The 21,206-nt window shown below is 43.8% G+C and carries 20 protein-coding genes; 5 read left to right on the top strand and 15 right to left on the bottom strand.

What is annotated here, in order from left to right:
* Positions 1-52 precede the first annotated feature (52 nt).
* From AC04NP_RS07750 to AC04NP_RS07740, 3 genes are read left to right on the top strand one after another with little or no spacing between them, the layout of a single operon-like run.
* Positions 53-709, top strand: a complete 657-nt coding sequence (locus AC04NP_RS07750; RefSeq protein WP_482858966.1) for a hypothetical protein — start codon at positions 53-55, stop codon at positions 707-709.
* A 12-nt stretch (positions 710-721) separates the two neighbouring features.
* Positions 722-1,636 (top strand): hypothetical protein, encoded by a 915-nt coding sequence (locus AC04NP_RS07745; protein WP_482858965.1) that lies wholly within the window; start codon positions 722-724, stop codon positions 1,634-1,636.
* Positions 1,633-3,909, top strand: a complete 2,277-nt coding sequence (locus AC04NP_RS07740; RefSeq protein WP_482858964.1) for a WG repeat-containing protein — start codon at positions 1,633-1,635, stop codon at positions 3,907-3,909. Before AC04NP_RS07745 ends, AC04NP_RS07740 begins: the two co-directional genes overlap by 4 nt.
* A gap of 77 nt (positions 3,910-3,986) precedes the next feature.
* Here AC04NP_RS07740 and AC04NP_RS07735 read toward each other — a convergent pair whose 3' ends face one another.
* The 13 genes from AC04NP_RS07735 to AC04NP_RS07675 form a co-directional block, all read right to left on the bottom strand.
* On the bottom strand, positions 3,987-5,408 hold the full coding sequence (locus AC04NP_RS07735) for an SLC13 family permease (RefSeq protein ID WP_482858962.1): 1,422 nt from the start codon (positions 5,406-5,408) through the stop codon (positions 3,987-3,989).
* 297 nt (positions 5,409-5,705) lie between these two features.
* Positions 5,706-7,004: a TRAP transporter large permease gene (locus tag AC04NP_RS07730; RefSeq protein ID WP_482858961.1), complete on the bottom strand. Its 1,299-nt coding sequence runs from the start codon at positions 7,002-7,004 to the stop codon at positions 5,706-5,708.
* Positions 7,004-7,465: a TRAP transporter small permease gene (locus AC04NP_RS07725; protein ID WP_482858960.1), complete on the bottom strand. Its 462-nt coding sequence runs from the start codon at positions 7,463-7,465 to the stop codon at positions 7,004-7,006. Before AC04NP_RS07725 ends, AC04NP_RS07730 begins: the two co-directional genes overlap by 1 nt.
* Positions 7,466-7,475: 10 nt before the next feature.
* A complete protein-coding gene (locus AC04NP_RS07720) occupies positions 7,476-8,456 on the bottom strand; it encodes a TRAP transporter substrate-binding protein (protein WP_482858959.1) in 981 nt (326 codons plus the stop codon).
* A 5-nt stretch (positions 8,457-8,461) separates the two neighbouring features.
* Entirely contained in the window at positions 8,462-9,136 is a 675-nt protein-coding gene (locus tag AC04NP_RS07715; protein ID WP_482858958.1) for a bifunctional 4-hydroxy-2-oxoglutarate aldolase/2-dehydro-3-deoxy-phosphogluconate aldolase, read from the bottom strand.
* Between the two features lie 63 nt (positions 9,137-9,199).
* On the bottom strand, positions 9,200-9,625 hold the full coding sequence (locus AC04NP_RS07710) for a four helix bundle protein (RefSeq protein ID WP_482858957.1): 426 nt from the start codon (positions 9,623-9,625) through the stop codon (positions 9,200-9,202).
* Between the two features lie 36 nt (positions 9,626-9,661).
* Positions 9,662-10,699, bottom strand: coding sequence for a PfkB family carbohydrate kinase (locus AC04NP_RS07705; RefSeq protein ID WP_482858956.1), 1,038 nt, complete (start codon positions 10,697-10,699; stop codon positions 9,662-9,664).
* A 3-nt stretch (positions 10,700-10,702) separates the two neighbouring features.
* The gene (gene uxaC, locus AC04NP_RS07700; protein ID WP_482858955.1) at positions 10,703-12,100 is read right to left on the bottom strand and encodes a glucuronate isomerase; all 1,398 of its coding nucleotides are present in this window, start codon (positions 12,098-12,100) and stop codon (positions 10,703-10,705) included.
* Positions 12,101-12,104: 4 nt separating this feature from the next.
* Positions 12,105-13,289, bottom strand: a complete 1,185-nt coding sequence (uxuA, locus tag AC04NP_RS07695) for a mannonate dehydratase (protein ID WP_482858953.1) — start codon at positions 13,287-13,289, stop codon at positions 12,105-12,107.
* Between the two features lie 51 nt (positions 13,290-13,340).
* A complete protein-coding gene (locus tag AC04NP_RS07690; protein ID WP_482858951.1) occupies positions 13,341-14,159 on the bottom strand; it encodes an SDR family oxidoreductase in 819 nt (272 codons plus the stop codon).
* 528 nt (positions 14,160-14,687) lie between these two features.
* A complete protein-coding gene (locus AC04NP_RS07685) occupies positions 14,688-15,932 on the bottom strand; it encodes a GNAT family N-acetyltransferase (RefSeq protein WP_482858950.1) in 1,245 nt (414 codons plus the stop codon).
* A gap of 173 nt (positions 15,933-16,105) precedes the next feature.
* Positions 16,106-16,495, bottom strand: a complete 390-nt coding sequence (locus AC04NP_RS07680) for an aminotransferase class I/II-fold pyridoxal phosphate-dependent enzyme (RefSeq protein ID WP_482858949.1) — start codon at positions 16,493-16,495, stop codon at positions 16,106-16,108.
* Between the two features lie 122 nt (positions 16,496-16,617).
* Positions 16,618-17,169, bottom strand: a complete 552-nt coding sequence (locus tag AC04NP_RS07675) for an aminotransferase class I/II-fold pyridoxal phosphate-dependent enzyme (RefSeq protein WP_482858948.1) — start codon at positions 17,167-17,169, stop codon at positions 16,618-16,620.
* Between the two features lie 203 nt (positions 17,170-17,372).
* Here AC04NP_RS07675 and AC04NP_RS07670 point away from each other — a divergent pair, with 203 nt between their 5' ends.
* The gene (locus tag AC04NP_RS07670; protein WP_482858947.1) at positions 17,373-17,774 is read left to right on the top strand and encodes a DUF7793 family protein; all 402 of its coding nucleotides are present in this window, start codon (positions 17,373-17,375) and stop codon (positions 17,772-17,774) included.
* A gap of 154 nt (positions 17,775-17,928) precedes the next feature.
* Complete coding sequence (locus tag AC04NP_RS07665; protein ID WP_482858946.1) at positions 17,929-18,831, top strand: ParB N-terminal domain-containing protein; 903 nt, start codon at positions 17,929-17,931, stop codon at positions 18,829-18,831.
* A gap of 14 nt (positions 18,832-18,845) precedes the next feature.
* Here the strand turns inward: AC04NP_RS07665 and AC04NP_RS07660 are convergent, their stop codons facing one another.
* Both AC04NP_RS07660 and AC04NP_RS07655 read right to left on the bottom strand, forming a co-directional pair.
* The gene (locus AC04NP_RS07660) at positions 18,846-19,469 is read right to left on the bottom strand and encodes a hypothetical protein (RefSeq protein ID WP_482858945.1); all 624 of its coding nucleotides are present in this window, start codon (positions 19,467-19,469) and stop codon (positions 18,846-18,848) included.
* Positions 19,470-19,863: 394 nt separating this feature from the next.
* Complete coding sequence (locus AC04NP_RS07655; RefSeq protein ID WP_482858944.1) at positions 19,864-20,697, bottom strand: universal stress protein; 834 nt, start codon at positions 20,695-20,697, stop codon at positions 19,864-19,866.
* Positions 20,698-21,206 lie beyond the last annotated feature (509 nt).

Below are 21,206 nucleotides of genomic sequence, written 5' to 3'. Positions count from 1 at the left end.
ATTTTTTGGCTTGGTAATTGTTCTGAAATAAAGGAATCTAAATTTTCTTACCATGAAAAAGTTATCAGCATTGTTTATTGTACTAAGCCTCATGGCAACATCGATTCCCATGACCCAGGCTACGGACAAAAAAAGAGGAAAAGAAGCCAAAAAGGAGATGAAAAAGAAGGCTTCAAAACTTGCCAGAAAAGAAGCAAGGAAATTTAAAAAAAGCAAGTGGTTTGTGGCACCGGGCGCTTTGCCTATGGACAAACAAGTGGAAAAAGCGTGGTTACTCCAGTATGAAGATGATGAAAACGGATATCCATTGTACCTCGTTGCCTCAGGTAACTCTGTGGCCGAATCACAATCGGCTGCCAAACTCCAGGCTTTGGAGTTAGCCAAGCTCGAGCTGGCAGGTATTGTTCAAACAAATATTGTGGCAATTATTGAAAACAGCGTAGCCAACAATCAATTGAGCCGTGAGGATGCTGCCTCTATCACGAAAACTGTGGCCGCTTCCAAAAACATTATCGCACAGGAGATTGGCAGGGTAGTCACGCTTTTCGAAATTTACCGGGAGGTCGGTGACAAAAACATGGAGTCTTCGGTGAGGATCGGTTACAATAGTAAAATGGCGCATCAAACAGCTAAAGACGCCATTAAACGGCAACTGGAAGAACAGACTGAACAACTGCATAAAAAACTGGATAAAATTCTCGACTTTTAATACAACAGTACTATGAAACGGCCATATTCCATAGTACTGATTATGCTGGCCATAAGCTTTATACATACTGTTTATGGCCAGAAAATACACCTCGTTGGCGCCACTGTGGTGGTCAGGCTCGAAGACCATCTGAGCAGGGAACAAACCCGCGAAATGGCCAGGGAACAGGCCATTCATAAGGCGCTGGAGGAGAGGTATGGCACTTTTATTTCAAAAGATTCAAGGATTAAAATTGAAGATGGCAGTACATCGGTACACATTACAGGCGCCACGCAGGTCAAGGGAGAGTGGCTTGAAACCATTAATGAGTCATTTAAAGAAGAAGTACGCCGGATTAAAACCGGTTCGGACGTCAGGCAGGAAATATGGATCACCTGTACCATTAAAGGAAAAGCCCGTGAAATAGTCGATACGTCTGTTAAATTCGATTATTCACCACTGAATTGTCCGGAAATGGATTGTGCCAGGGAAGATTTTGAAAACAATTCTCAATTCTATCTGTATTTCAAAACACCTGTGGACGGATATCTGAGCGTTTTTCTTGCCGATGATAAGCAAGCGTACAGAATACTTCCGTACAATGAAATGCCAAAACAGTATATTCATAACGTACCGGTAAAAGCAGATCAGGAATACATTTTTTTCCATCCGGATCAGTCTGCCAATTATTTCGAGGGTTTTCCCTATTATTTAACAGATGAAATAATGCTGGATACTGAAAAGGATCAGACCTCTTATCAGTTGTATATGGTGTTATCCTCCACGCCCTATACCAAACCGATACTTGAAAACGAGACCGAGCTTCCCGGGGCTTATAAAAATCCAAAGCATATTCCCAGAGAGGATTTTGATGAATGGGTTCGGAATAACCGCATGGTAAACACAACGTTCTTTTATCAAACCTCAAACCTTACAGTTAAAAAATGAAACGTCAAATACACATCGGGTTAGTAATAATGGCCTTTTTCTGGAGTTGGTCCGGTGTTTTTGCCCAGGACATATTATTTCCGGCCAGCCAATATGGTCTATGGGGCTATATTGATTCCGAAGGGGAATGGGCCATCGATCCTTCCTTTCAATCAGCGCAGCCATTTTCTGAAGGATTGGCGGCTGTGAAAAGAAGGAACTCCGGCAAATGGGGTTACATTGATAAGCGTGGAAAATGGATTTTAAAGCCTGCATATGAAAGGGCTACCCCCTTTAACGAGGGGCTCGCTGCGGTAGTAGTTAATAATAAATGGGGATTTATCGACCATGATGGAAAAGTAATCATTCCCCATGGCTATCGACTCGTAAGCTCTTTTTCAGAAGGGCTGGCCATTGCTTCAAAAGGTGCAGGAAGGTATTTTATCGATCACCATGGTAATCAGATAACCAAGCAAAGCTTCGATGACGCGCTGCCATTTGCAGAGGGACTTGCCCCGGTAAACTTCCAGGGGCAGAAAGTATACATCTCCAACGGTGGTCAAGTCCAAATCAGGCACGACTTCGACATGGCACACCCTTTTTCCGAAGGGCTCGCACAGGTAAAGAATCAATACAAGATGGGATTTATAGACCGGTCGGGAAATGTCGTCATCCCATTGATGTTTAAAAACTCATCACAATTCAGTCAGGGGCTCGCGGCGGTACGGAATGGAGATACCTGGGGATATATCGATAAGAAGGGCTCATGGGCGATAAAACCGAAATTTGAGAAAGCTTTTCCATTTAAATTAGGTTATGCAGTCGCCGTAAAGAACCGGAGATTCGGAGTCATTGACAAGTCCGGAGAATGGGTTATCGAACCTGCATTTTCCAAAATCGGGAGTGCCGGCAGGGCTTATAACATAAAGGACATACTCAAAGAAAAAATTGAGAAAGCTTACCTTGTCTGGCGAAGGAAAGGTGAATTTGAAAAAACAAGTCAGTATGCCAGGAGAATGGAGTCTCAGAATCAATCGGCCGTATTGGACAGTATATCAAACCGGGTTCTAGCAAAATACGGCACTAAATACATTGATTTTGCCAATGCAGAATTGGGAATCTACGATGCCGACGAGGAGTATTTTCACGTGTTTATCTCCGGAACCATGCCCACACGCATTAATATTCCCATTGAAGAAGCCATTGCATTCAAAACCAATTGGGAGGAAGCCGTTATCACGGATCCCGGCTTTCTTCTGGCCGGTGAAAACCTGATCTTAAAAAAATACACAATAGCGCTTAATGGAAAAGTATATGATTATGCTATTTCAGCGCAAAAAGGCAAGTATTTTGACTTCGCCGATTTATCATGGATCAATGAAATTTCCATTCCGGAAATCGTATGGTCCAGCCCTCGGATATATGCGGAGGACAAGCCGGTCCGGGCGAGTACCCGACCAGGTTTTTCTGACGTGGATATCGATATTCCGGTTAACAATATAGAAAGGAAAAACACCTTCGCCCTGATAGTAGGCAATGAAGATTATAAATCTTTCCAGGCAGGATTCGACGAAGAAGTGAACGTTTCGTATGCAGCGATCGACGCCGAAATTTTCAGTCAGTATGTGCACCAAACCATGGGGGTACCCAAAAAGAACATTACCCTGATAACCAATGGAACCGCAGGACAAATCAAACAGGGCTTAAATAAAATGAGCCAGATTGCCGAGGCATATAATGGAAAAGCCGAGCTGATCTTCTACTACGCCGGCCACGGCCTTCCTGACATCAGCACTTCCAGTCCCTATCTGATTCCGGTAGATGTAGACGGCTCTGATTTATCATTTGCCATCAGCCTGGAAGAAGCTTTGAACACCCTGACCAGATCCCCACATACACGGGTTACGGTATTGCTGGATGCCTGTTTTACCGGAGGCGGCAGGGGTGAACAATTGGTGGCATCACGAGGGGTAAAAATCAAGCCCAAATCGCCTTACATAAGAGGAAATCTGGTGGTTTTCACCGCTACAAGCGGCAACGAAGCAGCATTTGCCTATGAGCAGAAAGGACATGGCATGTTTACCTATTTTCTGTTGAAAAAGTTAAAGCAAACAGAAGGAAATGTTACTTATCACGAACTGGCAGCCTATCTGAAAGATCAAATTCCTAAAAATTCTATCGTCATCAACAACAAAATACAAACCCCTGAGGTAATGGTTAGTCCGTCCTTGCAGGATCAATGGCATGAAATGGGATTTATTTGGAGAAAAGATTTAGAAGGAATTGACAATTGACAGTTGGAAACTACTAATTGTCAATTGTTAATTGTCAACTGTCAATTCCTCAACCCCGTTTGTTTGTGTGAGTGGAATTATAGGTCCAGATGGCTGAACAGGAGTATGGCAAAAAAGATGATCACTACCGGGGCGGCCAAACCGGTGACTAATCCGATGAAGCGGAAATCGGATTGTTTCAAAAAGCCTGAAGAATAAGCGATAGCATTGGGGGGTGTGGAGATGGGTAAGAATAAGGCGGTGGAGGCAGACAGGCCGATGACCACAGAGACAACCAATGCGTAATCAGGCAAAAATGATACGCCTACGGGAATGAGCACGCTGGCGGCGGCTGTGTTACTCATGATGTTGGACAAAGCGGTTGTCAACAAACTAAGGATGAGTAACATGAGATAAACGTTACTAAAGACCGGGATTTGACCCACCAGATAATCGGCCAGTCCTGAATCGCTGATAACAATGCCAAGGGTTAAACCACCGGCAACCAATATCAGTGTATCCCAGGGCACCAACCTGAGGTCTTCGCCCAATACCACACCGCTGACAGTAAGAATCAGTATTGGCAAAAACGATACCAGTGCCACAGGAATATTATGTAACGGAGAAGTAAGCCACAACCCAATGGTAATGATGAAAGTCAAAACCACTGTTCTGCGATTGCCGACAGTATTTCTGAGCGGGTAGTCCGAATCTTCTTCAACCTGGCCAAATTGAATACTCTGGTAGCTGGTACGATAATAACTCTTCAGCAAAAACCAGATGAGTATGATGAACATCAGGGCAACAGGCACACCGGCCTTCATCCATTCCAAAAATCCAAATTCAATTTGTGCATTTTGGATGACCCCCATGGCAATGGCATTCGGAGGGCTGCCGATGACCGTGCCCATACCGCCGACAGTTGCCGCCGCAGCTACCCCCAAAAACAAGGCTTTCACAAACGGATCATCTTTATCTAACACTTTCACGATTGGTTTTAATATGGCGACCATCATAGCGGTAGTGGCTGTGTTAGACATGAACATACTCAAAATACCGGTAACCAGCATACATCCTAATAAAATAGTATAAGGACTGGTGCCGAACCGTCGCAATACATAGCGGGAAAACTTTCTGTCAAATTGCGTGATCTGCGCTCCCATAGCCAAAAAAAATCCACCCAGCAAAATCCATATGATCGGGCTTGACCAGGTGTTAATATATTTCTCCCAGTCCGACGATATGACACTAAAATGTATATCATCTAAGAAATAGATGGAAAATCCAATGATTAAAATACTCACTGCAAATGGAGGAATGGCTTCAGTAATCCATAAGCCACCGGCAAACAGCAGCAAAAACAAGGCATGGTTAGCCTGAACAGAAATATCCTCACTACCAAATAACTGAGTGCCAAACAGGGACGTTAGGAATACGATCAGTAAAAGTGTAATCTTGTTGGTAAAAGGCCATCGCTTTCGTATAAATAATCTGATTGCCGCAAACCTGGAATCTGCCATAGAGGATTAGTTTTGTTACGGTGGAAAAGTATCTGAAAGATAGTTATTAATGCCAATGCTGAATATTATGAAATTATTAACTCTTGAGCAAGCTTAGAACAACTTATGGCATTACAATACGATAAATTTTCTTATAATATTCATCATGAATCATGAATTAAATAGGCAATTAATTGTTTAACGATGATCCCGAAGTCCTACTTTAGTTAATGTCAAGGCACATTCTGAAAAATCTTTTCCCTGTTGTTTTCGTCCTGCGGCCACCGTCATCAAAAAGCGTGGCGTAAAAACCGGTCATTAATACCCAAAGCTTTCAGGCAACCACAAACTCAGGGCCGGCCAGTAAGAAACCATCATTAAGGCAATAAGCATGGCGATAAACAACGGCAACAATGGTTTGATGACTTTTTCTATCGTAGTGTTGGCAATCCCGACCCCTACAAATAATACGGAGCCAACGGGGGGAGTGCATAAGCCAATGCATAAATTCAGCACCATTACAATACCGAAATGAACCGGGTCCATGCCAAACTTAGTGACAACAGGCAGGAAGATGGGCGTAAAAATAAGTACTGCGGGGGTCATATCCATGAAAATACCAACAAACAACAAAATCATGTTGATGATCAATAAAATGACGATCTTATTATCACTCACACTTAACAAGGCATTGCTGACCTCCTGAGGTATATTTTCATAGGACATCACCCATGACATACTCATGGAAGTGCCTATTAACAGCATGACCATGGCAGTGGTCTCTACCGAATGCAACAAAATACCCGGCAGATCTTTCCAGGCTATTTCCTTATACCAAAATGCCAGAATCAATGTATACAAAACTGCCACCGCAGATGCTTCGGTAGCAGTAAAAATTCCTGCCACAATACCGCCAATAACCAAAACCAGTAATAGAAGGCTCGGAAATGCATCGATAAACGTTGTAAGGACATCTTTCAGTTTACTTCTTTCACCAACGGGGAAGCCTTTCTTTTTAGCCCAAACGGCCGCTACAATCATTAAAAACAGTCCGGTGAGTATGCCTGGTAAATAACCCGCCAAAAATAATGCTGCGATGGAAGCGCCTCCGCTGGCCAGGGAATAAACAATCAGTGTGTTACTGGGTGGAATGACCAGCCCTGTAGTGGCGGAAGTAATATTGACTGCCGCGCCAAATTCTTTTGAATAGCCTTCTTTTTCCATACGGGGTCCCAGGATACCACCCATAGCAGATGCCGCGGCCATAGCGGAGCCGGCGATGGCCCCCATGAGCATGGCTGCGATGACATTGATGTGCGCCAAACCTCCGGGCAAAGAACCAACCAAGGTTTTGGCAAAATCGATCAGCCGGTGCGCAATCCCCCCCTTATTCATTAATTGCCCCGATAAGATGAAAAAGGGTATTGCCAGCAGTGCAAAACTGTCGAGACCTGTTGCTATCCTCTGGGCCACTGTCGTGAAGGCAGGCATGGCAGGAATACTTACAAGCATAGTCAGCAATGAGGCAGTACCAATGCTCCATGCCACAGGAACACCCAGTACCAGAAGTACTAAAAAATTTATTACCAATACCAGAACGGGGATATACTCTAACATTATTTTATGTTTAGGAGGTCAGAAATTTTATAATAAACTACCAGGAGACCACTGACAGGAATAATTGTATACACCCCACCTAATGGAATTTGCAGGGCCGGGGAGTTTTGTTTCAAAAGAAAGGTAATATATACCAGGCGGGAACCGCCGATCACCAACACGGTGAGGGCGAATATAATGATAACCACATTGACAAACACCAGCAAATTTACCTGTGACCGGGGGCTGAGCCGGGATGGAAGTATATCGATGGCCACGTGTATTCTTCTGCCTGCCGCATAAGCCGCCCCCAATATGCCAATCCAAATCAACAAGTATCGGGCGAGTTCATCAGTAAAGGAACTGGGTATACCGATTACATACCGGGTAAATACCTGCCACAAAACATTCAACACCATCACGGCCATCAAAAATGCCAGTGTCCAGCCGAGGGCCGTGTTTATACTATTTCTTAATTTCATAAAAAATCGGTTATTCTGTATCCTGAATGCGTTGAATCAGGCTATAGATATTGTTGTCGTTCTTGTACGATTCAATCAACTGTGTCACCTCCTTTTTAAAAGTACTTTTATCCGGAACAATGATTTCCACACCAGCCTCTTTTACCGCATCAAGTGCTTCCTGTTCCGATTCGGCCCAGAGTTTTCTTTGATAAACGGCCGAATCATCTACCGCTGCCTGCAGCCATTCCTGCTCCTCGGGCGACAAGCGGTCCCAGACATGGGTGCCAATTAGCAGGACATCCGGCAAGGTTGTGTGTTCATTCAAAGTATAATACTTGCAAACTTCATAGTGACCGGACAGGTAAAAGCTCGGTGGATTATTTTCAGCCCCATCTACCACACCTTGTTGCAAAGCGGTATACAATTCCCCCCATGAGATCGGTGTAGGTGATCCCCCCAGGCTCCGAACCATATCCATCGCAGTGGCACTTTCCATTACCCTGATTTTAAGGCCGGAAAGGTCATCAGGCGTATAGATGGGTCTTTCTTTTGTATAAAAACTGCGGCTGCCGGCATCGTAGTAAGTGAGGCCCCGTAACCAATAATCTTCCCCCTGTAACAATAATTCCCTTCCTATTTCCCCATCCATTACGTTGTAGGCATGTTCCTTGTCCCTGAAAATAAAGGGCAAACCAAATACCTTCATATTGGGTGCGAAATTTTCCATGACACCCACCGATACTTTGGTCATTCCCACGCTGCCGATTTGCAACAACTCCAGGAGCTGCCTTTCCGTACCCAATTGCTGGTTAGGATAAATTTCTACATGCATTTTACCACCTGACCTTTCCTTAAGCCGTTCTCCCATATACACCATCGCCTTATGCACCGAATGATCGACATTCAGCCCGTGAGCGAGTTTAATGGTGGTAACTTTGCCAATTTCACCGCAACCTGCCAATAGCAGGGAGAGTAATAATAAGAAGCCTGAAAGCCTGGTTGTGGACATGCTGTTTAGTGCTTGTTTTTAAGGTCTGAGATAATCTGCAGCGTTTGCCGAACCGTGGTTTTCAGCCCCTCGAAATCTTTGTTTTTCAATACTTCTTTGCTGATCAGCTTGCTGCCCATTCCCACACATGTCACGCCGGCGTCGAACCAGGCAGCCAGGTTCTCTTGCGTGGGAGACACCCCACCGGTAGGCATGATGCTGGTCCAAGGACATGGTCCCTTGATAGCCTTTACAAAACCTGGTCCTAGCTGCCCGCCAGGAAAAATCTTCACAATTTCGGCCCCCAATTCCTCAGCCCTGGCAATCTCAGTCAGGGACATGCAGCCGGGCGACCATAATATTTTCCGTCGATTGCAGACTACGGCAATATCCTCCCGTAGCACCGGGGTAACCACAAAATTAGCACCCATTTGCATATACAGAGAGGCCGTAGCAGCATCTGTCACAGAGCCTACACCCATGATCATTTCCGGTAGCTCTTCCATGGCATACTTGTTGAGCACCGAAAAAACCTCGTGGGCATAATCTCCACGATTGGTAAACTCCAGAAGCCTGGCGCCTCCATCGTAACAAGCTTTTAATACTTTTTTACCTAATTCAATATCAGGGTGGTAAAATAGTGGCACCAGCCCGTTGGACGCCATGACTGTGGCTACTTCGATTCTTGAGAATTTCGACATATTTTGTATTTGGTTCTTATTGCTTCATGTTTAATGCCAGGCGCTTGATTTTATTCGTTGTATTCAGTTATCCTTATATAAATATAACTGATTTTCATTTTCAAGGGGTTTTGAGTCAGACTCTCCGGAATTCTGCAGATACTTTATCAAACCATCGAGCATGCTGCCCAATGATTCCGCTTTATCATAAAGACTCCGGAAGCTTTCATCATTAATGTACCGTTTATCCAAAACCCTGTACAACTGAGATTTGAACTCAAACAAAGCACCTTTGGCCATCAACAGATAATAAATGAACTCCTTGTTCCCGCCACGGCCGAAACCTCCGGCAATGTTATCCATGATGTGGCTGCAAGACATATTTATCAGTCTCTTTAATGAAAAATCACCACTCAACCCGGAATCAACACTTAAAATATGCATATTTTGACACAATTCTCTTGACAACTGCCAAACTTTTAAATCCTCTAACCTTTTTACCTTAACCATAAAACCAAAAAAATCAATCAACCCATCTCAATTTCACTACCTGGCCACCCTGCCGGATGCATCACCTCCCATCAGTTTTTCTACCTCATCGATCGTGACCTGGTTAGCGTCTCCATAAATAGTATGTTTCAGGCAAGAAGCCGCAACCGCATAATTCAAAGCCTTTTGATCGTTATCCGGATAATTGATCAGGCCATAGATCAGCCCGCCCATAAAAGAGTCACCCCCTCCTACCCGGTCTACAATATGCGTAATATCATAGGAGGCAGCTTCCAGAAAGTCTTTGCCATTGTACAATACACCGGACCACGTGTTGTGAGAAGCATTGATAGAGCCTCTCAGGGTGGTAATCACCTTGCGGGCCTTCGGGAAGCGTTCCATCAACTTTGTGCAGACCGATCTGTAAGCCCGGGCATCCATTGTATCGCCTTTGGTCACATCCACGGAGTCCGGGTGAATGCCAAAATGTTTTTCTGCATCCTCCTCATTCCCCAAAATTATATCACAACCGGCCACCAGGTCCGGCATAACCTCTCCGGGCTCCTTCCCGTAATTCCAGAGTTTTTTGCGATAGTTCAGATCTGTGGAAACCGTTATACCCAATTGACTGGCGGCCTGAACGGCTTCCAGACATACATCTGCTGCGCCCTGCGAGATAGCCGGCGTAATGCCTGTCCAGTGAAACCATTGTGCACCCCTGAAGACTTCTTCCCAGTCAACCATGCCCTTTTCTAGGGTACTCATCGCAGAAAAAGCCCGGTCATAGACTACTTTACTTCCCCTTGCAACAGCACCGGTTTCCAAAAAATAGATGCCCAGGCGGTCGCCTCCATACACTATATGGTTGACACCCACGCCCCTCTTTCTCATCTCCATCATAGCGCATTTACCAATGTCATTGTCAGGAATTCTGGTGACAAATTCGACAGGGATGCCATAGTTGGCCAATGAAACAGCTACATTGGATTCTCCGCCACCATATATAGCATTAAAAGTATTAGTCTGAGAAAACCTCAAAAAGCCCGGAGGTGCCAGGCGAAGCATAATTTCACCGAATGTAACAACCTTTTTCATTATTTATTTAAAATTAAAGTATGACTTGGCATTGTGATAGCAAATGTCGGACACAATCTCACCCAACCATTTGGTATCGTCAGGCAACTCCCCGTTTTCAACATCTTTACCCAATAAATTACAAAGTATTCTTCTAAAATATTCATGGCGGGGATATGACAAAAAACTGCGGGAATCTGTCAACATACCCACAAAACAGCTTAACAATCCCAGGTTTGAGAGGGAATTCAACTGCTTTTCCATGCCGTCTTTTGTATCCAGAAACCACCATGCCGAACCGAATTGCATTTTTCCCCGGCTGGAACCATCGTTAAAATTTCCAATCATCGTAGCCATTACTTCATTATCCCTGGGATTGAGGTTGTATAATATGGTTTTGGCTAATTTGTTATTGGCATCCAACCGGTCGAGGAACACGGCCAGGGCTTTTGCCTGGTCAAAATCCCCGATAGAGTCAAAACCGGTGTCGGGGCCAAGCAGTTGCTGCTGGCGGGAGCTGACATTTCGCAAAGCACCGAGGTGAAATTGCTGTACCCACCCTTTATCGGCATACATTTGGCCGAGATGATAAAGTACGGCCGATTTAAACTCCAGCGCTTCAGGCTCACCGACATCTTTTGAAGCAAGCACGCTTTTAAAGGTATTATTTGCCGAACCTAGCGTAAAGTCGTTTGAGTAAACGTATTCCAGTCCATGGTCAGACAAACGCGCGCCCTGCGCATGAAAATAATCTACCCGTCTTTGGAGGGCCTCGAGCAGGCCATCGAGGTCTTTGATTTCCATATCAGCCGCGGCCGACAGTTTTTGTATGTATTGATTAAAATCCCTGGCATTTTCAATGGCCAGCGCTTTATCAGGACGAAAAGCCGGAAACATTTTAAAATGATCCGAACCGGGCGCCTGATGATAACACAAATTATCGGTAGGGTCATCGGTGGTGCAAACCACCTCTACTTTCATCTTTTTTAAAAGGGCTTTGGTGCTATAGTCCTCTGTACCAAGTTTTTGAGTACACTCCTCATAGATCGACGCCGCCGTTTCAGGGGTCAGCAGCTTTTCAATCCCAAAATAATTCTTTAGTTCCAGGTGTGTCCAGTGAAAAAGGGGATTCCGGATGGTGTAAGGAACGGTGGCAGCCCACTTTTCAAATTTGGAATAATCATCTTTGTCTCCAGTAATGTATGCCTCAGGTATGCCAAAAGTACGCATGGCACGCCACTTATAATGATCGCCATCCAGCCAGATACCGGTGAGATTATCAAAGTTTTTGTCTTCGGCGATTTCCTGAGGTGGTAAATGACAATGATAGTCAATAATAGGTAACGATTTGGCAAAATCGTGGTAAAGTATTTCTGCCGTTTTGTTCTGCAACAGAAAGTTGTCATCAAGAAAGTTTCTCATAAGCTCATGATAAAGTTCGTTCTATCCCCATTTCCAGCCCCCTTAGTTCTGCCAGTCCTCTCAATCTTCCAATGCCGGAATAGCCGGGGTTGCCTTTTTTATGCATATCATCCAACATTTTATGACCATGATCCGGTCTCATGGGAATCGCCCAATGCTTATTACCTTTACTTTTTCTTTTTTGCACCTCCCTCAGCAAGGCTTTCATGACACGAAACATATCGACATCACCTTCCAGGTGGTTAGCTTCAAAAAAGTTGCCCCTCACATCGCGCTCAGTACTCCTCAGATGTATAAAATGAATACGATCGCCCCATCGTTCAATCATTCCGGGGAGATCATTGTCCCCCCGGGCGCCGAAAGAGCCCGTGCAAAAGGTTAAGCCGTTGGCAGGATCATCGACACTTCGTAATAGTTCAGACACATCATCTTCCGTACTAACGACCCTTGGTAAACCAAAAATCGAAAAAGGCGGGTCATCAGGATGAATGCACATGTTAACACCGGCCGAGGCTGCAGTCGGTATCACCTCTTCCAGAAAATGAACGAGATGACGCTTGAGCTTTTCTGCATCGATTTGGTTATACGATTCGCAGGCTTTATTAAAATCTGTCAGAGCATAGCTTCCCTCAGAACCCGGCAGGCCTGCTAAAATCGTTTTTTGCAACTTTTCCCTGCCTGGCTCATCCAACTTTTCAAAATAAGAGCGGGTATCCGCCTGCAATTCCTCCGTATATTCATTTTCTGCCCCCGGTCGCTTTAGCATAAAGACATCAAAGGCAGCCACTGCAATCCAATCAAATCTTAACGCCAGCGAACCATCCGGCATGGGATATTCGAGGTCAGTGCGCGTCCAGTCCAATACTGGCATGAAATTGTAACAAACTGTGCGGATATCACATGCTGCCAGGTTAATAAGCGTTTGTTTATAATTTTCAAGGTACATTTCAAACTGGCCGGTTCGGGTTTTAATACTTTCATGGACCGGCACACTCTCCACAACCACCCATTCCAATCCGTTTTGTTTAATGAGCTGCTGCCTTTCCCTGATGTCTTCCACCGGCCAAACAGCGCCGTTTGGGATTTGATGCAGGGCGGTAACAATACCTGTCGCTCCAGCCTGCCTGATGTCAGAAAGCTGCACGGGATCATCCGGTCCAAACCATCGCCATGTTTGTTGTAGTGCCAATTTTATAGTCTCCTTTATGTATTTGTTGTTAGCAACCGTTCCTATGTTTATTCATATTCCGGTAGAAGCACTAAATCCTCCGTCAACGGGAATCACCGTCCCTGTTACAAAGCGTGCTGCTTCGCTGCAAAGCCAGATGATTGTGCCCACCAGCTCTTCCGGGGCTCCGAATCGGTTCATTGGGGTATGTTGTATCACTAATTTACCACGTTCGGTTACCTCACCATTTTCCTGTAACAACAGGCTTCTGTTTTGTTCTGTGAGAAAAAACCCCGGGGCAACTGCGTTGACCCTGATCCCTTCACCAAATTTCCGGGCCATTTCAACAGCCAGCCAGCGTGTGAAATTGTCAATGGCCGCTTTTGATGCGGCATAACCCACCACCCTTGTCAGTGGCCTCTGGGCTGCCATCGACGAAATGTTGATCACTGTCCCGCTTTTATTTTCAATCATGCTTTTGACAAATACCTGGCTGGGAAAAATGGTACCCAGTTGGTTCAAATCCATCACCTTTTTTAGGTGTTCAGGTGAAAGATCCAGGAAAGTTTGATCTGGCATAATAGTCGCTCCGGGCATATTGCCACCTGCCGCGTTGATTAAAACATCGACCCTTCCCCACTCACCTATAATCCGGTCATAGGCAAGCTCCAGTTCATTTATTTGTAAAACATCCGCTTTGAGAGGTATCGCCTGGCCCCCGAGTTCCCTGATTTCCTCTGCCCTGGAACAGGCAATTTCTTCCCTTCTTCCCAGGATCCCTATCTTGGCCCCTGCCATAGCCAAACCCTTGACCATCGCATGCCCTAGTACACCGGTTCCTCCGGTTACAACCACCACCTTACTCGTAATGTCAAATAAATTGGTCTTCATAATCAATCGCTCTTTGCTCTGTAAAGACTTTAAGAAGCTAAACCACCCTTACACTGAAAACCAAAGGATGGAAAGGTATAATTCAAGGTAAATTATTGTCGCTAAAAAAAATCTTTCAAAAAATATTATCATCTGATTCTCTCGGAAAACAGTTAATTCTATAAGTGCTCCCGGCCTTACGCCCACGAATATATTCATTGTCCAAATAATATCATAGAAATCTTTTTCCGGGAACGATCCCAATTAAAATTTTATAATTCCGGGATTAAGTTTTTTGCTGCGCAGTTTCATGTCCTATGATGAAAATCTTGTTTTATTGGGTAAATGGGAGGTCATCTCGCATAAAAATTAACGAATCGATAACCTTGACATAACAGGTTCCCGGGACACCGGGGAGTTAACCATCAAGAACGCCGATACCACCGCTTTGATTTCATGGAAAGAAGGAACGGGACGGCGGATGGGGAATGGTGTAAAAACAGGGCTATGAGTATAAGGGCTTTATATAAATACAACAGCCCATTAAAACTATCTCAGGATTTTAGGCTCCCGTTGAGGTAAGAGATTGACAATCATATCTTTAAAAGTATCCTTATTCTGTACATAGACTGAATACTTCATTAATTTCGCCCCGAATTTTCTTTTTGGTTGAGAGGCTGTTATGCCCATGTTGACAGGAAGCCCCAGTTGTTTTGCCCTTTTGATAGTTTGCCAGAGAATCTGTGTATAAACATTGTGCTCAGTTAAAAAATTGTAATCCATGCCCGTTACCAGAAAGCTATATAAGCGGTCGGTCTTGTAACAAAGCGCTATCCCGACTGCTTTGCGTGCTTTTGCAGGAGCATATTCGGGTTTTAGCTTTAGTTCCAGGATTTCCCACCGGGGATGAGTCGATACATTCTCAAAAAATCTTTCAGGCAGGTTGAACCCGGTGATATCATAGCTTTTTTCACTTACATTCAGATAAAGCCTTCTGAAATGCCGTATCTCATCTGCGGTAGCCGATCTGACTATTTTTACTTCAAAGCGATCTTCAAAACCTAAAGCGCGCTTACGAATATAATTTCTCCGGTCATGGGTACTTTTACTATTCTTACCCCTTAATTGACGAAGAAATTCCTCTGGTGTATTCCATTCGAAACGATCAATTAAATGGCCGTCGGGAATACTCACCCGTTTTAAACCCAGGTCTATCAAAAATCCTTTCATCAATTCATCTTCCGTATCAAAATCCCGCAGACTTAAAACAGGAATATCGTTTTCTTCCCGCAGGCTTTGAACAGATTCCAGCAAAACAACAAAAGCTTTTTGCCATTCCGTGTGGGTTTTATCAATATAAATGTGATCACCCACCGAAAGCAGACATCCCATTGTCAAGGTTTGGGAGGACAGATAATATGGATCATCCATTTGCCGGCGCAAATGCTCTAACTGTCGTGAAACCTCAGCCGGTGCAAACATATCGTCTTTGGCCAGTACTTCTGTGAAAAAAGTGGCGATAACCGGGTGGCCGCTTTTATCCCTGATCAAATAATAGTGAAATTTCCAGTTGTGCTCCTTCTTTGCACGGCCTGAAAATGTTTCTTCAAAAAACAACATCTGATCCCAGTTGTTGGCCCCTAAACTTCCAACCAGTTCATCCCAAAGGTGTTTGGGAACATTCCGGATGGAAGTTTCATGCTGGATTTCATATCCCTTGGATTTAACAATATCTACCGGTATCCCCTCGATCAGCAGATTGAATTGCTTCACCCGTCCAAATCCCCTCACCACGTCCTGAGCGCTTCTGCCTAATTCGCGAAAGGTTCTGGGATAGTGATAGGCAATGCGTTCTACCAGCTATTCGATATCCTCTTTGTTATGATGGGCAGTGATAGTAAAACGAACACCGGCACTCTGGTCAGGCACTGCCGGAAACATACCTGTAGTTAACATAACAGCCGTCATCATGCAAATAGCTCAACCAAATGCATACAGGTATTGACAAGCCCGACACCGATGTAAAAAATAGGGGCCTCCGGGTTGGAGAGGATCGGCAACTGATAATCTTCCAGCATCTGATGACAATAGCTAAGCTTTTCCTTCAGGCTTTCCTGCCTTTGAATGATTTCATCGGACAGGTGAATCCTGGCCGAGGCAATACCTGCACCGATGACAGGCACCTGGTGCCCTCCTGAAAAAATATAGGCACCTGCGCAGTTTTTTACCCTAAGACAGAATTCTTCATCGGGAAACAGGAAAACACCCCCTCCTGCCCCGAAGGCTTTGTTGAGGGAAGTGCCTAAAACCATTTTTTTGTGGTGCGGCACCTGATGATAAATAACTCCGGCACCCATTTTTACCGGCAATACTCATACCGTGCGCATCGTCGGCATACAGGTAGAGTTTGGGGTATTTTTCCAGAAGGGCAACAATTTCATGCATGGGTGCAAAGTCTCCGTACATGGAATACACCCCATCAAGTCATATACCAAATACGCTGGTACCTGTTGTTCAGCGCCTTGATTCTTTCTTCGAGAACATCCAGTCGATTGTGTCTGATGGCTTCTACATGAACGCCGTTGAGCATCATTTTCCTGGCCGGGTCCTGAACGCTGGCATGTACCTGCTGGTCAAGAATGATGGCGTCTCCCGGTTCCACCACCACAGGAATGACCGCATGATGTCCAAGGGATACACTTGTAAAAGTCACCACCGGGGTTTCAAAGAGCGCAGTCAATAATTCTTCCCATTCGTGGTAAGCCGTACACCTGAGATAGGTCCGCGAGGAGGAAAACTGTACGCCATACTTGTCAATGTAGGCTTTGGCCGCGTTTTTAAGCCTGGGATCCAATTCCAGGCCCAAATAAGAACAACTACCTAAATTAATGAACTTTCTGTTGTCAATCCGGATTTCACGACCGTTGTAGAATTTGTCCTGCGTTATCAGATGCAGTACTTTTTTTGTACGGCCACGGTTAATGTAATCATTAACCATGTCATTGGCATTAGCAACTTTTGTTTTTCTCATATCTGGTTTAATTTAGGTGAGATAAAAAATTTATTATAATTTAACACAACAGGATTCTTCTTAAAAAGCAGCAAAAAAATGATAGCAACACCGTTACCCTTTTAACCTGTCAGATTTTAGTTTTTCCCCCTTTTTTTTTAATTTACCCTTTAAGAAGCACTACTGGTAAACAGAAAAAATAATCATTTAGTCTTTAAGCAGCCATGGGAAACCGGGCGAAACAAAACTACCTGGAAAATAAATACGTGGAAATCTGGATTGAGGATGGGATAATATTCGAGGTATTTAAACCAGGAACCGTCATTAATTTAGAGGCCGGAAGGAAGGTGGTCGCAGACAGGTTAAAAGTCTCAGATCATACTACCATGCCACTTTTTGTAGATATGAGACAATTGCTCAGCATCAACAAAGAAACACGCCGGTACATGGCATCTAAAGAAGCCCTTCATTATTTAAGCGACGGGGCATTCCTGGTAAAAAGTACCATCAACCGTCTTGCATTCAACGCTTTTCAGGTGCTGTCCAATCCCCCGATTCCTACCAAAGGATTTACAAACAAAGAAAAAGCGCTGAATTGGTTAAAATATATTAAAAATGTGAATTAGTATTTCGAACAACTTGATTATCGTCGAACTTTTGTATAAAAAATCAAAGAGTTTGTATTTATTTAGTCACATTAGCTATATATTTAAGTGATGTTTTTAGTCTTGGAACGCAATTGGTTTCTATGCCGGTTCGTATGACTAATTTTTAAACATAATGGAAAACAGGATGGAGAGAAATATTTCCATATCAGCGGTGTTGAAGGAATTTATTGTTCCGCTTAGCAGGGAAGAATTTAAACAACTGGAGCTGAATTTACGCAATGAGGGGTGCCGTGATCCTTTGGTTATATGGAAGAAACCAAATGGTAAGCATGTATTAGTAGATGGTCACAACCGGCTGCAAATATGTCAAAAACATAATTTACCCTATAAATTGGAGGTCCGCAACTTTAAAAACGTGAAGGAGGTAAAGATGTGGATGATCAATAATCAATTAGGCAGGCGTAACTTAAATCCTTTGCAGTTGAGCTATTACCGTGGCGTTAAGTATGAAAGCGTAAAGAAGAACTGGGGCGGCAAGGAATATACGAAAACGAGTTACCTGAAAGGTATGCCGCCCAAAAAAGATCAAAAAACAATAGATCTTCTGGCCCGGGAATTTAAGGTGAGCAGAATGACCATTCACCGGGACGCAAAATTTGCCCGGGCACTCGACAGGATCGGCCAAAAAAACCCCGTCTTAAAAAACAGGATCCTATCCGGAGAAGTTAAAATAAAAAAATCCTCGATTCTTTTGTTTTCAAATATCGATGAAGGCACTTTCAAAACCATTAAAAATGAGGCCGATCTTATAAACAAAGCCAATATTTTAAAAAGTCAGCTTACAGGTGATTCCCTGGCATCATCTGAACCGGAACCTGAAGTTATGGATAACAGGGGGTACGGTATCATGGAAAGTCAAATCTTCGAAGCGCCTAATCAAAGAATTCAAAGAATAAAAGGTATGATCTTATCGGCTGTCAATCAGGCTATAGAGCAAAAAAATGCACGATCCATGAAAGAGCTGAAAGCATTGATTGACAAGTTGGAAAGTTTGTTGCTACCAGATATCCGGTAGCATCTCTGATTTATTTAACAGGAGTTTGCGCCGACTTCTTTGCCATCGCCTACAATTTGGTAAAAATCCCTCAGCCTGAGTGGTAGCAATTCCCTGAGCCTGATCACCTCTTCCCGACCATCCAAATGCTGAAGCCACAAATCAGATTTGGCGAAATTTCCTTCAATGCGATACTTCTTCCCTCCTATAAGCCATATATCACCTTTCTTGAATAGGACACCTAATTCTTCAAACTCCGTAAGCAGCTCCTCCAATTGGTTATCCAAAGAAAAATCTACCTGATGGCCCGGTGCCAATATATTTTGACTTTTTAATTCCTTATAAACCCTTCTGAAAACGAGATCATCACCAAACAGTTTAAGCTCAAACCGCCGCAGTACCCACTCACGATCATAAATAAGTTTTGCTCTGTGAACAGATTTGTAGTTATCCCTATGCATTCTTTCAAACATATCCCGTATATGATATTCATCGCTCTTAGGAAGTTGGTCAAAACTAAAGATAAGTTTGTTGATAAATTTTGACACTGAGATATATCTGGCGTGGTACTGCTTTCGTCCTGACTCATGATAAAATTGAGAATTTGACAGAATTTCATCGACAAATTCATCAATAAGCAGTTCTACTTGTTCTCTCATTATTCTGGTATCAATAATTATACGAAATTCACAAATTTATATACAATTACCAAACCATAGATTCAGTTCCAACAATTGTTCGGGTTCTTACAACATCAGGCTGATTTTTTAACTTTTCTGAACAGCCACTGATTGAATATACACAAATTATATTAATGTATCGCAAAAATTATCTACAATAATGTTTAATTTGTTATAAGCATCAGGTTATCAGCAGGTTATATATTGAATATATAGAATGTTCAGGCTTGCATACAAACAGCCGGGATTGCCCAAAGCCGGGTAAAGACTTCGGGACATACCAGATCAGTCAAAGTCAACCGGCCTGGCCCAGGGCAGCAAAATTACAGGCTGCCCGGGGGCCGAAAGAGCAGAAAACCGGAAGCGCTTAAAACTACTTTGTATTTTGATTAACACTGAGTACAGGAATATCACTATAGTACACCAATGTCTCGGTGTTGCCAATAAGATATTGAGGTCTTCTACGCCTGTCGTGCGCAACGAGTGAGACCCAGTCGGCCTTTGTTTCTTTGCAATACTGCATGACACCTTTGTAAACTTCATGATGGTTGTAAATGGCGTGATTCATTTTAACGTTTTTAAAATGACCGCTAAATTCATTCATCAACGAGCGGGCTTCATCGTTGGACTTAAAATTACCCGGAGTATTTACAAATAAAAGATCTATGGTCGCGCCCATCAGCTTTGACAAGGTAAGTATCGGTTTGAATTCCTTTTTAATATCTTCCTCAAAGTCAGCGGCAAAGACCATTTTCTTCCATGCCTTGGCTTTATGGTTCTTTTTCACCATCATAATAGGACATGAAGCCTTTCTTAGTGTTTTCTGGATATTGGAACCGATGAAGTATTCATGAGGTTCGTTGATCCCATGTGAACCCATAATAATAAGGTCAACTTTCTGTTTGTTCGCTACAAAGATTATCTGCTCTGAGGGAACGCCATGTGCCACGATGCTTCGTACCTTGCTATTGGCAAAAATCTTGGTTTTGGCCTGCCTCTCGAGCATGGTTTCGGCAGCAACGGTAGCAGCCTGCGTTTCAGGAAACTGTTCCCGTTTTTCTGCTGGCATCAATGCCCAGTCCAAACGGGTAACCACACAATGCAACAATATAATTTCGGCGTCGGAATTAGCGGCAATTTCAACAGCGACCGCAATGGCTTTTTTTGAATAATCTGAAAAATCTGTAGGAACCAATATTTTTTTCATAAAATCTATAATTATATTCTGTTCAAAATTATGGATAGCAAAAATCCCACTGATGATTTAAATCATGCTATCCTTTGATTTTTATCAATTAAATACAATCTGTCGTGTGCATACTCCGGAAGTCCGTATCGTTGTCGGCGCCCGATGGGCATCCATTATTATCGAGCTTATTTCCGGAGTCACTTCGCGAAAAGCAGGACTGCCCAACGACACACCGCGCTAGCCGGATGAGGCACCTCTCGGAGTAATATACACTTTACCCCCGCCCCCGGCCTAGTTACTTGGGCCTGCATTACCGAAGTAAGCAAGTTTTGCCGGCAAAAAGTCAAATGAGGCTTTGCGTGTTTCTCCTGGCTTTCACCTGACTTGCTTAAATGCCTTCGATGCTGACTGCGGTACCACAAAAGAAGCTTCGGGAAAAGAAATGTCAGGCTGAACTACCTCCTCTGCTTCCATTTTGCCGGTGTTTGTAATATCTGCGGTGACAGTAACATCACCTCCCTCCGCGC

The organism is Agaribacillus sp. DX54 (assembly GCF_056858335.1).
Note: the sequence above shows the minus strand (reverse complement) of the source record. Positions and strands in the feature narration are given on the sequence as shown.

Coding starts and splice junctions, on each gene's coding strand:
- AC04NP_RS07750 (WP_482858966.1), top strand. CDS start 53: ATGAAAAAGTTATCAGCATTGTTTATTGTACTAAGCCTCATGGCAACA.
- AC04NP_RS07745 (WP_482858965.1), top strand. CDS start 722: ATGAAACGGCCATATTCCATAGTACTGATTATGCTGGCCATAAGCTTT.
- AC04NP_RS07740 (WP_482858964.1), top strand. CDS start 1,633: ATGAAACGTCAAATACACATCGGGTTAGTAATAATGGCCTTTTTCTGG.
- AC04NP_RS07735 (WP_482858962.1), bottom strand. CDS start 5,408: ATGGCAGATTCCAGGTTTGCGGCAATCAGATTATTTATACGAAAGCGA.
- AC04NP_RS07730 (WP_482858961.1), bottom strand. CDS start 7,004: ATGTTAGAGTATATCCCCGTTCTGGTATTGGTAATAAATTTTTTAGTA.
- AC04NP_RS07725 (WP_482858960.1), bottom strand. CDS start 7,465: ATGAAATTAAGAAATAGTATAAACACGGCCCTCGGCTGGACACTGGCA.
- AC04NP_RS07720 (WP_482858959.1), bottom strand. CDS start 8,456: ATGTCCACAACCAGGCTTTCAGGCTTCTTATTATTACTCTCCCTGCTA.
- AC04NP_RS07715 (WP_482858958.1), bottom strand. CDS start 9,136: ATGTCGAAATTCTCAAGAATCGAAGTAGCCACAGTCATGGCGTCCAAC.
- AC04NP_RS07710 (WP_482858957.1), bottom strand. CDS start 9,625: ATGGTTAAGGTAAAAAGGTTAGAGGATTTAAAAGTTTGGCAGTTGTCA.
- AC04NP_RS07705 (WP_482858956.1), bottom strand. CDS start 10,699: ATGAAAAAGGTTGTTACATTCGGTGAAATTATGCTTCGCCTGGCACCT.
- uxaC (WP_482858955.1), bottom strand. CDS start 12,100: ATGAGAAACTTTCTTGATGACAACTTTCTGTTGCAGAACAAAACGGCA.
- AC04NP_RS07690 (WP_482858951.1), bottom strand. CDS start 14,159: ATGAAGACCAATTTATTTGACATTACGAGTAAGGTGGTGGTTGTAACC.
- AC04NP_RS07680 (WP_482858949.1), bottom strand. CDS start 16,495: ATGGGTGCCGGAGTTATTTATCATCAGGTGCCGCACCACAAAAAAATG.
- AC04NP_RS07675 (WP_482858948.1), bottom strand. CDS start 17,169: ATGAGAAAAACAAAAGTTGCTAATGCCAATGACATGGTTAATGATTAC.
- AC04NP_RS07670 (WP_482858947.1), top strand. CDS start 17,373: ATGGGAAACCGGGCGAAACAAAACTACCTGGAAAATAAATACGTGGAA.
- AC04NP_RS07665 (WP_482858946.1), top strand. CDS start 17,929: ATGGAAAACAGGATGGAGAGAAATATTTCCATATCAGCGGTGTTGAAG.
- AC04NP_RS07660 (WP_482858945.1), bottom strand. CDS start 19,469: ATGAGAGAACAAGTAGAACTGCTTATTGATGAATTTGTCGATGAAATT.
- AC04NP_RS07655 (WP_482858944.1), bottom strand. CDS start 20,697: ATGAAAAAAATATTGGTTCCTACAGATTTTTCAGATTATTCAAAAAAA.